At 66.6% G+C, this 11836-nt stretch carries 8 protein-coding genes and 1 pseudogene; 3 read left to right on the top strand and 6 right to left on the bottom strand.

Features of this window, described 5'->3' with window-relative positions; all coding sequences use genetic code 11:
* Nucleotides 1–16: 16 nt before the first annotated feature.
* Nucleotides 17–958, bottom strand: a complete 942-nt coding sequence (locus tag TVNIR_RS17190; RefSeq protein WP_043739900.1) for a complex I NDUFA9 subunit family protein — start codon at nucleotides 956–958, stop codon at nucleotides 17–19.
* A 121-nt stretch (nucleotides 959–1079) separates the two neighbouring features.
* On the opposite strand from TVNIR_RS17190, the pseudogene TVNIR_RS17185 reads away from it, so the two are divergent.
* A pseudogene (locus TVNIR_RS17185) lies at nucleotides 1080–2448 on the top strand (NAD-dependent succinate-semialdehyde dehydrogenase).
* Between the two features lie 205 nt (nucleotides 2449–2653).
* Here the strand turns inward: TVNIR_RS17185 and moaA are convergent.
* Complete coding sequence (gene moaA / locus TVNIR_RS17180; protein ID WP_043739898.1) at nucleotides 2654–3640, bottom strand: GTP 3',8-cyclase MoaA; 987 nt, start codon at nucleotides 3638–3640, stop codon at nucleotides 2654–2656.
* A gap of 170 nt (nucleotides 3641–3810) precedes the next feature.
* Here moaA and TVNIR_RS17175 point away from each other — a divergent pair, with 170 nt between their 5' ends.
* On the top strand, nucleotides 3811–5019 hold the full coding sequence (locus TVNIR_RS17175) for a 6-phosphofructokinase (RefSeq protein WP_015260346.1): 1209 nt from the start codon (nucleotides 3811–3813) through the stop codon (nucleotides 5017–5019).
* 100 nt (nucleotides 5020–5119) lie between these two features.
* Here the strand turns inward: TVNIR_RS17175 and adk are convergent, their stop codons facing one another.
* The gene (gene adk / locus TVNIR_RS17170) at nucleotides 5120–5773 is read right to left on the bottom strand and encodes an adenylate kinase (protein ID WP_015260345.1); all 654 of its coding nucleotides are present in this window, start codon (nucleotides 5771–5773) and stop codon (nucleotides 5120–5122) included.
* Nucleotides 5774–5946: 173 nt separating this feature from the next.
* On the opposite strand from adk, the gene TVNIR_RS17165 reads away from it, so the two are divergent.
* Nucleotides 5947–7113 (top strand): hypothetical protein, encoded by a 1167-nt coding sequence (locus tag TVNIR_RS17165; RefSeq protein WP_015260344.1) that lies wholly within the window; start codon nucleotides 5947–5949, stop codon nucleotides 7111–7113.
* Between the two features lie 51 nt (nucleotides 7114–7164).
* Here TVNIR_RS17165 and TVNIR_RS17160 read toward each other — a convergent pair whose 3' ends face one another.
* From TVNIR_RS17160 to TVNIR_RS17150, 3 genes are read right to left on the bottom strand one after another with little or no spacing between them, the layout of a single operon-like run.
* The gene (locus TVNIR_RS17160; protein WP_015260343.1) at nucleotides 7165–8148 is read right to left on the bottom strand and encodes a dimethyl sulfoxide reductase anchor subunit family protein; all 984 of its coding nucleotides are present in this window, start codon (nucleotides 8146–8148) and stop codon (nucleotides 7165–7167) included.
* Between the two features lie 17 nt (nucleotides 8149–8165).
* Nucleotides 8166–8897: a 4Fe-4S dicluster domain-containing protein gene (locus tag TVNIR_RS17155; protein ID WP_006746318.1), complete on the bottom strand. Its 732-nt coding sequence runs from the start codon at nucleotides 8895–8897 to the stop codon at nucleotides 8166–8168.
* Nucleotides 8894–11758: a molybdopterin oxidoreductase family protein gene (locus TVNIR_RS17150; RefSeq protein WP_043739896.1), complete on the bottom strand. Its 2865-nt coding sequence runs from the start codon at nucleotides 11756–11758 to the stop codon at nucleotides 8894–8896. Before TVNIR_RS17150 ends, TVNIR_RS17155 begins: the two co-directional genes overlap by 4 nt.
* Between the last annotated feature and the right edge of the window lie 78 nt (nucleotides 11759–11836).

Here is an 11836-nt window from a genome sequence, read left to right as displayed (position 1 = left end):
CTTCCGACCCGGAGACCTATTCGCGCGTTCCGGTACGCAGGCGCTGCATCCGGGCCTGATGGCCCTCCTGGCCGAGGTAGGCGGGGGCCACGGCCTCGAGCAGGGTCGGGCAGGGCAGGGTCTCGCCGGTGCAGACGCTGTCCACCGACAGCGACGCGAGGTTGTCGCGCGACAGCGGCTTGCCAGGAACGAACTCGAACACCGTAGCCTGCAGTCGGCCGGCCCAGCCTGGCAGCGGCACGATCGGGCGCCGCCGCCGGGTCAGGCGCGCGGTGTAGCGCACCAGTTCGCGCAGCGTGTAGATGCGCGGACCGCAGAGCTCGAACCCTTTGCCGAACGTGGCCGGATCGTCGAGGCAGTTCACGAAGTGGTCGGCGACGTCACCGACGAAGACCGGTGCAAAGCGGGCCTCGGCGCGTGCCAGCGGCATGAACGGCGCGATCTTCAGCAGCCCGGCGAAGCGATTCAGGAACGAATCTTCGGGTCCGAAGATCACCGAGGGGCGGAACACCGTGACCGGGAACGCGCTGGCGGCGAATACCGCACGTTCGGCCTCGGCCTTGCTGCGCAGGTACTGGCTCGGCGGATCGGGCATGTCCGCCTTCAGCGCGCTCATCTGCACGAACCGGCGCAAGCCCTGGTCGGTCGCGGCCGCCAGCGCCTTCTCGGTCAGCTCAATATGGGCCTTCCGGAACCCGGACCCGTCGCGACCCTTCTCGTTCAGGATCCCGACGAGGTTGATGACCGCATCGGCCCCGGCAAAGAAATCTTCCAACGTGGCCGGATCGTGCGGGTCGCCCGCGGCCAGGTCCACCTCGGGCATGACCTTCAGGTCGCGATGCCGTTCCATGTGGCGCGTCAGTACGCGAACGGCCATGCCCCTGTCGGTCAGGCGCGCGACGATGTGGCGTCCGACGAAGCCGGTGCCCCCGAGGAGGCAAACACTCTTGATCGACATGGCGTGCACAACTCCCGTCCCGGAATCGCTTAGCGTACCCCTCTATACTACCGTGCATCGACCAGCGCCACACGCGCCACACGCGCCGCATACCGGCGGCGAACCAGACGAGGGCGACGCCATGGACGAATTGATCAGCATCAATCCTGCCACCGGAGAGCGGTTCGGCACGTTCCCGGTGCTGTCGGCCGACGGGTTGGAAGCGTCGCTTGCCCGAGCGGAGGAACGTTTCCCCAACTGGGCGGCGGTCCCGCTGGGCGAGCGGGTTCAGGCGCTGCAACGCCTCGCGGCGGTGCTGCGTGCACAGGCGGCCCCGCTTGCCCGGCAGGCGACCGCCGAAATGGGCAAGCGCCTCGCCGAAGCCCGGGCCGAAATCGAGAAATGCGCGGTCGCCTGCGACTATTACGCCGTGGACGGCCCCGGCTTCCTTGCCGACAAGAGGGTGCCGACGGATGCGGGGCGTTCGCTGATCGCCTGGCAGCCGTTGGGCCCGATCCTGCTGGTGATGCCCTGGAACTTCCCGTACTGGCAGGTGCTGCGGCAGGCCATCCCCGCGACGCTGGCGGGCAACACCGTGCTGCTGAAGCACGCGGCAAACGTGCCCGGTTGCGCGGCGGCGCTTGAGCAGGTGTTCCTGGAGGCGGGTTACCCCGAGGGCGTGTTCCGGAATCTGGCCATCCGCTCCGACGCGGTCGCCGGCGTGATCGCCGATCCCCGGGTGCGGGGTGCCAGCCTCACCGGGTCCGAGGGCGCCGGGCGCGCGGTCGCGTCCGCGGCCGGCAAGGCGTTGAAGAAGACGGTGCTCGAACTGGGGGGCTCCGATGCGTTCATCGTGCTCGCGGATGCGGACCTCGACCGGACCGTCGGGCAGGCGCTGAAAGCGCGTTTTCAGAACAACGGCGAGACCTGCATCGCCGCGAAGCGGTTCATCGTCGAGGCGGACGTCGCCGACGAGTTCGTCGCGCGGCTGCAGGCCGGGATCGAGCGGATGAAGGTCGGCGATCCGATGGCCGAGGACACCGATCTCGGTCCGCTGGCGCGCGCGGATCTGTGTGACGAGCTGCACGGCCAGGTGACCCGCAGCGTGGAGGTCGGCGCGGTCTGCCTCGCGGGCGGTGAGCGGCTCGACCGTCCCGGTTTCTACTATGCGCCGACGCTGCTCGACCGCGTGCGGCCCGGCATGGCAGCGTTCGACGAGGAGACCTTCGGTCCCGTGGCCGCGGTCACCCGCGCGGCGGACGCGGACGAGGCGGTCCGCCTCGCCAACGCGTCGCGGTACGGGCTCGGCGGCAGCGTGTGGACCCGGGACCGCGTGCGTGGCGAGGCGCTCGCACGCCGCCTGGAATGCGGCTGCGCGTTCGTGAACGGCATCGTGCGCAGCGATCCGCGGCTGCCGTTCGGGGGGGGTCAAGGATTCCGGCTACGGGCGCGAGCTTGCGGGGCTCGGCATCCGCGAGTTCGTGAACGCAAAGAGCCTCTGGGTCGACTGACTGCGCCGAAAAGCGCAACGAATGGCCGAGCGGAGGCGGCAGCAGCCCGTCATGAGCCGTGCGAGCAAGCATGGTCGGCTGGCGGGAGGCCCGCCCGGCGGATGACGCTGCGCTCGTCGGTCGTTGCGGTACGGAGCAGGACTCATGCTTTACGGCCGCACAACCATCCGATCGGGTGGCTGGGGGCACATGCCGCCAGCTACGTTCAGCCGCCGGTCATCGACATGAAGCGCAGCACCTTCTCGGGCTTCTCGTGGAACTCGTGCCGCTCGGGCTTCAGCGCGATCGCTTCGCGGATCGCGTCGTCGATGTCCGCATCCGAACACTCGGCGCGCAGTCGGGGCCGCAGTTGCAGGCTGTGCTCGTTGCCGAGGCAGGTGTAGATCGTGCCGTCCACCGAGAGTCGCACGCGGTTGCAGGTCGCGCAGAAATGCTGCGAGATTGGTGTAATGAACCCGATGTGCAGGTCGGTGCCGGCCACCTGCACGTAGCGCGCGGGTCCGCCGCCGGGCATGACCCCGGGCAGCAGGTCGAAGCGGCGCCCAAGGCGCGCCTTCAGTTGCTGCAGGTCGACGAAATGCCCGCTCGCCTCGCGCCCGGTGTCTCCCATCGGCATCGTTTCGATGAAGCGCAGCGTGAAGCCGTGCTCGAGGCAGAACTCGACCATGTCCTCGGCTTCGCCGTCGTTGATGCCGCCCATCATCACCATGTTGATCTTGATCGGGCGGAAACCCGCCGCTTTCGCGGCCATCAGTCCGTCGAGCACCTTTTCCAGCTTGCCGCCGGTGACCTGCCTGAAGACCTCGGGTTTTAGCGAGTCGAGGCTGACGTTGATGCGGCGAACGCCTGCGCCGCGCAGTGCCTCGGCCTCGCGGGCGAGCCGGGTCGCGTTCGTGGACAGGGAAATGTCGTCGACACCGGGCAGGGCCGACAGGCGCCGGGCCAGGGCCGGCAGATCCTTGCGCACCAGCGGCTCGCCGCCGGTCAGGCGGATGCGCCGCGTGCCGAGCCGCGCGAACGCCGCCATCACCCGCTCGAGTTCGTCGAACGTGAGCCAGTGTTCGGGCTCTTCGAAATCGCGGAAGCCGCGGGGCATGCAGTAAAAGCACCGCAGGTCGCAACGGTCGGTGACCGATACCCGGACGTACTCGATCCGGCGGCCGAAGGGGTCTGTCAGCGCATGATCACTCATGGCATTCAAGGATAGTCTGCATTCCGCGCGCCGCCAGTTCCCGGAAGAGGTACCACCGTACTTCCCACCCCTACCGGCCCCGGGACGGATCGCGTATAGTCGCGACCGGCTCCCGCCGGAGCGGGGCACGGATTTCTTTTCGCTTCAATAGCATACAGAAGGAGGATGGGATGGCTAAGGTTCTGATCGCCCAGGGCGGGGGCCCGACGGCGGTAATCAATCAGTCGATGGTCGGTGCGGTGCTCGAATCCCGCAAGTTCAACAACGTCGAACTGGTCTACGGTGCGTTCCATGGTGTGCGCGGCATCGTCGACGAGGAATTCCTCGATCTGACCCAGGAAACGACGCACAACCTCGAGATGGTCGCGAATACACCTTCGTCGGCGCTCGGTTCCACCCGCGACAAGCCCGACCTGAAGTACTGCCAGGAGATCTTCAAGGTTTTGCAGGCGCACGAAATCAACTACTTCTTCTATATCGGCGGCAACGACTCGTCGGACACGGTGCGCATCGTCAGCGAGGAGGCGCGCAAGGCCAACTACCCGCTGCGCAGCGTGCACATTCCGAAGACGATCGACAACGACCTGGTCGAGAACGACCACACTCCCGGATTCCCGTCCGCCGCGCGCTTCGTCGCTCAGGCCTTCATCGGCGCGAACCTCGACAACAACGCGCTTCCGGGCATCTACCTTGCGGTGGTGATGGGTCGACATGCCGGTTTTCTGACTGCTGCCTCGGCGCTGGGCAAGAAGTTCCCGGACGACGGCCCGCACCTGATCTACCTGCCGGAACGCGTGTTCGAGGTGGACAAGTTCCTCGCCGACGTGAAGGCGACGATGGATCGCTACGGCCGTTGCGTGATCGCGGTCAGCGAAGGCATCCATGATGCCGAAGGCGTGCCGATTGCGGTCAAGCTCGCGAAGGACGTCGAGAAGGACGCGCACGGCAACGTGCAGTTGTCCGGCACCGGTGCACTGGCCGACATGCTCTGCGACGAGATCCGGACCAAGCTGGGGGTCAAGCGCGTGCGCGGTGACACCTTCGGTTACGTGCAGCGCTCGTTCATCGGCTGTGTGTCCGACGTCGATCAGCGCGAGGCGCGGGAAGTCGGCGAGAAGGCGGTGCAGTACGCGATGTGGGGCGACCGCGACGGTTCGGTGGTGATCGAGCGCACCGGTTTCTACTCGGTCGACTATCGGCTCGCGCCGCTGGAAGCGGTGGCCGGCAAGACCAAGGTGATGCCGGATGAGTTCATCTCCGAGTCCGGCACCGATGTGACCGATGCCTTCCGGCTGTACCTGCGGCCGCTGCTGGGTTCGGGCATGCCCGATGCGTACCGCCTGCGCCAGAACCTGGTGTCGAAGGTGCTGCAGGGCTGAACACCCTCCCTGCCCGGGCACGCCCCACCAGCCCCTTCCCCGCCCGCGGGGGAGGGGCTTTCTTTTCTCCCCGGTCCTTCCCTGGGAGCGGGGGAGAGGATCAGCCGAGGGCCTTGAAGATCTCGTCGCGGATCGACTCCACCGAGCCGATGCCGGCAATCTTCACGTATTTCGGTGCAGCCGTGTCGCCGCTCGCGGCCCACTTCGAGTAGAATTCGACCAGCGGCTTGGTCTGGCTGTGGTAGACGTCGAGGCGTTTGCGCACGGTTTCCTCGTTGTCGTCGTCGCGCTGGATCAGATCCTCGCCGGTGACGTCGTCCTTGCCGTCGACCTTCGGCGGGTTGAACGTCACGTGGTAGGTGCGGCCCGATGCCGGGTGCACACGGCGCCCGCTCATGCGCTTGATGATCTCCTCGTCAGCCACGTCCACCTCGACCACGAAGTCCAGGTTGACGCCCTGTTCCTTCAACGCCTCGGCCTGCGGGATGGTGCGCGGGAAGCCGTCGAACAGGAACCCGTTGGCGCAGTCGGGCTGCTCCAGGCGCTCCTTGATCAGACCCAGAATGATGTCGTCGGACACCAGGCCGCCCGCGTCCATCACCTTCTTGGCCTCGATGCCCAGCGGCGTCCCGGCCTTGACCGCGGCGCGCAGCATGTCGCCGGTGGAGATTTGCGGAATGTTGTATTTCTCGGTGATGTACTGGGCCTGCGTGCCTTTGCCGGCACCGGGGGCGCCCAACAGAATCAGTCGCATGAGTTCGCTCCTTCAGCGGGTGGTGAATATGGTATGGTTCCGGGCCCGTGCGGCCCGGCGCACTGCGGGGCGGTACAGTACAGGGTCTGCTGTGGCAGGCACAAGGCTCACGTGCGCAACGGCCGGGCGACAGCCGCCGTTCGTGCCCCTAGAACGAGGTTGCGACCCCATCCATGCAAGCAGGTCCACGCGAAATCACCACCCCGTTCCGCCCGATCCCGCTGGAAATCCCGGAGGGGATGAAACCCAACGAGTTCTTCAACAGCACCGAGAACCTGGCGGATCTGGTGCACAACAACGGTCTGCTTGCGAATCCGGAAAACCTGCTGCTCTACCGCAAGGCGCTGGGGCACAGCAACGAGTTCGATTGCTCGATCATCTACAACACCTCGAAGGTCATTCTGGATCCGCTCGGCCGCCCGGTGCGGCGGACCCAGGTGCCGGCCGCGGTGCGGCACGTGTGGAACCGGATGAACGGGATCCTGATCGAGTACATGCTGGAGCGGTACCCGGACCCGGCGGATGTGCTGGTGCTGGCCGGCGAGGCGAGCCTGGATGCGACCTGGCCGCTGACCGCGCCCGGGGTGCCGAGCATTCGGATGCTGCACAACCATTTCATCGTGTTTCCGATGGGCGAGCTGCGGCAGGCACGCCTCGCCGACCCCGCGAACCCCAACCTGACCGACGGTGGTCAGCACAGCCTGTTCCAGCAGTACATGCGCGATGTCTACCGCGAATTCTTCACCCGGGCGCTGGAGCTGGAGATCCTGAAGCCGGCCGCGGACGAACATGCGCGGCTTGACCTGACCGGGTATCCGCAGGGGCTTCCGAGCTGGGAGATCCAGGGCGGCGCTGCGGCATTGCAGGACATCCGCTTCTGGCGCGAGTACGACGCGATCCTGAAGGGCTTTCTCGACTTCTACCGCACGTTCTTCTCGCAGGTCTCGACCCGCAACGCGCCGATGCCCGCGGACGTGCATTTCCCGCATCATGTCGAGGAAGTGCTGCTGTTCAACAACGACTTCCTGAAGACCGCGAAAAAGGTCCGCGACCGCTGCATCCACGACGCGCGCTACGCGAACGCGATCCGCTGGCAGCCGGCGTTCAAGCAGCTGATCTACCGCAACGACGACGGCCGGCTGATCGTGACCATCAGCCAGAACTCGATCGGCAACGCGATCACGGAGCTGCTGGGCGTGGTGGTCAACCGGGTACCGGACGCCGCGGCCTACGAGCGCAGCGAGCCGGCGCTGATCGAGAAACTGCTCGAGGTGCGCCAGCGCCTGATCGAGGCCGACCTCGGCGACGGCATCGCCACCGACTACTGGCCCGCGGGGTAGCGCGGGCCGGCAAGCCTGGAAATGCGCGCCTGCCCCCGCCTCCAGACAGGATCAGGCGACCGACTGGTAGTAGAGGTTCTGCGGGTGGTTCGCCTGGGCGAAGAAGAACCAGCGCTCGGCGAGCAGCCCCAGATACTGCACCGCGAACGCGGCGACCAGCACGGGGGTCGCGTCCACGGTCATCAGCATCGCGAGCGCCAGCAGGGCCGCCGGGATCGCGAACACGCCGATCAAGAACGCCCATTTCACTGCGCGTACGAAGCCGGCGGAGCGGTGGTGGAAGAACTCGCGGGTGTTGAACGAGCCGCCCATGAAGCCTTGCGACTTCTGCTCGATGCGCGGGTGCTTGACGCCGATCGCGGTCTGCAGCGACGAGATCGGCTTGATCCGGGCGTTGCGGATCAGCGAGGCGGCGCGGCTGACCAGCGCGAGCAGCGTCAGGATGATCGCCCAGCCGGCGAGGAAGGACACCAGGTCAGTCTGGGCCCAGGCGGCGTAGGCGGCGGCCAGCGTAAAGCCCGACGCGCCACCCAGCAGCGTGTAGTTCACCACGGTCAGCGGCGAATGCCATTCCTGCAGGAACTTCACCGCTGCGTAGATCATCGCGGTGCTCAGAAACAGCGCGAACGCGAGCAATGCACCGAGGGCGCCGAGCAGCACCGTGGCCAGCACGTTGTACCCGCCCGGCAGTGTTCCCAGCGACGGGTTGAAGCCGGTCCAGTGCGCGAGCCCGTACAGGAACACGACGGCCATGAACGCCGGCAGCACGATCACCTCGCGCGACAGCCACGAGGTACGCCATTTGGTCGCCGTGCGCCACGCGCGCTCGGGGCGCCCGAGATGAAAGAACGACGCGAACAGACCCAGCACCAGCAGCGCCAGCGCCAGCAGGCTGCCATGAGCGTAGAACTCCGGTCCCTGACTGGGCACGAGCTCGAGCAGGCCGTAGGACTCGACCGTAAACAGCGCCAGGAACAGTCCCTGGCCGGCGCCGATCAAGGTGGTGAGGAAGATGACCGAGAAAGCAGGATGCATGATCAGTTCGTCCGTGGTTACCAGCTGGTGACGTCGTCGAGCGAGGGTTCGTCGCGCCCGGGCTTCGGAAGCTTGCTGTCGATCTTCAGCGGGTTGTCGGCGCGCTCGAGTTCATCCTCGCGCACGGTGATTCGCGTCTTGTGCCGCGGCAGGTAGTGGTTCGCCGGCTTGGTTCCCCATTCCGGCATCAACTGGTAACCGCCGTTCTCGCGGATCGCCTGCGACACTTCGGAATCCGGGTCGTGGATGTCGCCGAACAGGCGTGCGTGAGTCGGGCAGGCGCGCACGCAGGCCGGCTTGCGATCCCACTCGGGCAGCGCGTCGTCGTAGATCCGGTCGACGCACAAGGTGCATTTGGTCATCACCTTGCGCTGGGCATCGACCTCGCGCACGCCGTAGGGGCAGGCCCAGGAGCAGTACTTGCAGCCGATGCACTTGTCGTAGTCGACCAGCACGATGCCGTCCTCCTTGCGCTTGTACGAGGCGCCGGTCGGGCAGACCGGAACGCAGGGCGGCTCCTCGCAGTGCAGGCAGGACTTCGGGAAATGCACGGTCTCGGTGTTCGGGTACTCGCCGACCTCGAAGGTCTGCACCCGGTTGAAGAAGGTGCCGGTCGGGTCGGCGGCGTAGGGGTTCAGGTCCACCAGCGGGCCGGCGTCGCCCGAGGTATTCCACTCCTTGCAGCTGGTGACGCAGGCATGGCAGCCGACGCAGACGTTCAGGTCGATGACCAGTGCGAGCTGGGTCATTTCTTGCCTCCTTTGCCGGCCAGGAAGTTCCAGACGCGCGGTCTTTTCGGCTGGCCCGGGTAGGGTTTCAATGTCGCGAACTGCGGTGCGGTCACCTCGGGTTCGTCGGCGCCGGCCTTGTAGATGCGCACGCGCACGTCGTACCACGACGCCTGTCCGGTGACCGGGTCGGAGTTGGAGATCGGGCCGTTCGCGCCCGGCAGTTCCTCGGAGATCAGGTGGTTCAGCAGGAAGCCCTTGCGCGCCTCGTTCGACCGGGGTGCGAGATTCCAGGCGCCGGCCGCCTTGCCGATCGCGTTCCAGGTCCAGACCGTTCCCGGTTCGACCGCCTCGGAATGTTTGGCCATGCAGCGCACCTTGCCCCACTGGCTCTCGACCCAGATCCAGTCGTCGTCCTCGATGCCGGCGGCCTTCGCGGTACGGGTGTTCACGAACAGCAGGTTGTGTGCGTGGATCTGGCGCAGCCAGGCGTTCTGCGAATCCCAGGAGTGGTACATCGCCATCGGGCGCTGGGTGATCGCCGCCAGCGGGTAGGCGTGCTTGTCAGTGGCCTGGCATTCCAGCGGATCGTAGAAGAACGGCAGCGGGTCGAAATAGGTCTCGACACGATCGGCGAGGTGTGCGGGCGGGCGCTTCGACGGCCCCTTGCCCTGCGCCGCGGCGCGGAACTTCATCAGTACCTCGGAATAGAGGTGGATCAGGATCGGCTCGGCGTAGCGGGTGATGCGGTTGCGCTGGGACCATTCGAGGTAGCCCCTGTTCCAGTTGCGCATGTACTGGTAGCTCCGGGGGAGCTCGCAATGGAACACGCAGTTGTTCTTCGCGTACATCTCCCACTGGTTCGGGTTCGGCTCGCCGCGCATGAACTTCTCGCCGCCCCTGCCGCGCCAGCCGGCGAGGAAACCGATTCCGGAGCCCGGTTCGGTCTCGTGGTTCACGATGAAGTCCGGGTAGTCGCGGTACTTGCGCTTGCCGTCGGCGGTCACGAACGCGGGCAGCTTCAGGCGCGAGCCCAGTTCGATCAGCACCTCCTGGAACGGCTTGCACTGGCCGGTCGGCGGCACCACCGGGATGCGCACCGAGTCCACCGGCCCGTCGTACTCGGAGATCGGCCGGTCGAGCATCGACATCACGTCGTGGCGCTCGAGGTAGGTGGTGTCCGGCAGGACCAGGTCGGCGAAGGCGGTCATCTCGGACTGGAACGCGTCGGCGACGACCAGGAACGGAATCTTGTACTCGCCGTTCTCGTCCTTGTCGTTCAGCATCTTGCGGACCTCGACGGTGTTCATCGTCGAGTTCCAGGCCATGTTGGCCATGAAGATCAGCAGGGTGTCGATCGGGTAGGGGTCGCCGCGCCAGGCGTTGGTGATCACGTTGTGCATCATGCCGTGCACGGCCAGCGGGTACTCCCAGGAGAAGGCTTTGTCGATGCGCACCGGCCCGCCCTGTTCGTCGACGAACAGATCGTCCGGGTCGGCCGGCCAGCCGAGCACCATGCCGTCCAGCGGCTGCCCGGGGCGGATTCCCTCCGGCCCCTTCGGCGTGCGCGCGCAGGGCGGGATCGGACGCGGGAACGGCGCCTTGTGGCGGAAACCGCCAGGGCGGTCGATGGTGCCGAGCAGCGACATCAGGATCGCGAGCGCCCGGATCGTGTGGAAGCCGTTCGAATGCGCGGCGAGCCCGCGCATCGCGTGGAACGAGACCGGGTTGCCGGTCACGCTCTCGTGCTCGACGCCCCAGGAATCGGTCCAGGCGATCGGCAGTTCGATGCGCTGGTCGCGCGCGGTCACGCCCATTTCGTGGGCGAGGCGGCGGATCGTGCCGGCGGGAATGCCGGTGATGCGCGCGGCCCACTCCGGTGTGTATTCCTGCACGCGCTCCTGCAGCAGCTGGAACGCCGGCTTTGCCGGGGTGCCGTCGTGCAGCTGGAACTCGCCGAGCAGGTAGGGGTCGGCGTCCGTGCTGTGCGTCACGACCGGCCGGTCGGTGCGGCGGTCCCACCAGAGCTTGTCCTGCGGGTCGTAGCAGCCGTCGTCGGGGGGCACCTCGGCGCGCAGGAACATCCCGAATTCGTCGTTTTCGGGGTTAACGTTCACCAGTTGCCCGGCGTTGCTGTAGCGCACCAGGAAGTCGCGGTCGTACAGGCCCTTCGCGATGATCTCGTGGATGATCGCGAGCAGCAGCGCGCCGTCGGTTCCCGGGCGGATCGGCACCCATTCGTCGGCGATCGCCGAGTAGCCGGTGCGCACCGGGTTGATCGAGATGAAGCGCCCGCCCTCGCGCTTGAACTTGGAGATCGCGACCTTCAGCGGATTGGAGTGATGATCCTCGGCGGTGCCGAGCATCACGAACAGCTTCGAGCGCTCGAGGTCGGGGCCGCCGAACTCCCAGAACGAGCCACCGATGGTGTAGATCATTCCCGCGGCCATGTTCACCGAGCAGAAGCCGCCGTGCGCGGCATAGTTCGGCGTGCCGAACTGCTTCGCGAACAGCCCGGTCAGCGCCTGCATCTGATCGCGGCCGGTGAACAGCGCGAACTTCTTCGGGTCGGTTTCCCGAAGCCGCCCCAGGCGTTCCTCGAGCATCGTGAAGGCTTCGTCCCAGGCGATCGGTTCGAAATCGCCGGCACCACGCTCCGCGCCGGGCCTGCGGCGCAATGGCTGGGTGAGGCGAGCGGGCGAGTACTGCTTCATGATCCCCGACGAGCCCTTGGCGCAGATCACCCCGCGGTTGATCGGATGATCGGGATTGCCGTCGATATAGCGGACCTTGCCGTCACGCAGGTGCACGCGGATCCCGCAGCGGCACGCACACATGTAACAAGTGGTATTTTTCACTTCCTGCGAGGGGGTCTGTGGCATGATATGGCCCGCCTTGAATGATCAGTAAATCACGATATACTCCGTGCAGTATGCGGGGGCCCGGAGGGCCCGACAAGG

It is taken from the genome of Thioalkalivibrio nitratireducens DSM 14787, from assembly GCF_000321415.2.
GTDB classification, from domain to species: domain Bacteria; phylum Pseudomonadota; class Gammaproteobacteria; order Ectothiorhodospirales; family Ectothiorhodospiraceae; genus Thioalkalivibrio; species Thioalkalivibrio nitratireducens.
Note: the sequence above shows the minus strand (reverse complement) of the source record. Positions and strands in the feature narration are given on the sequence as shown.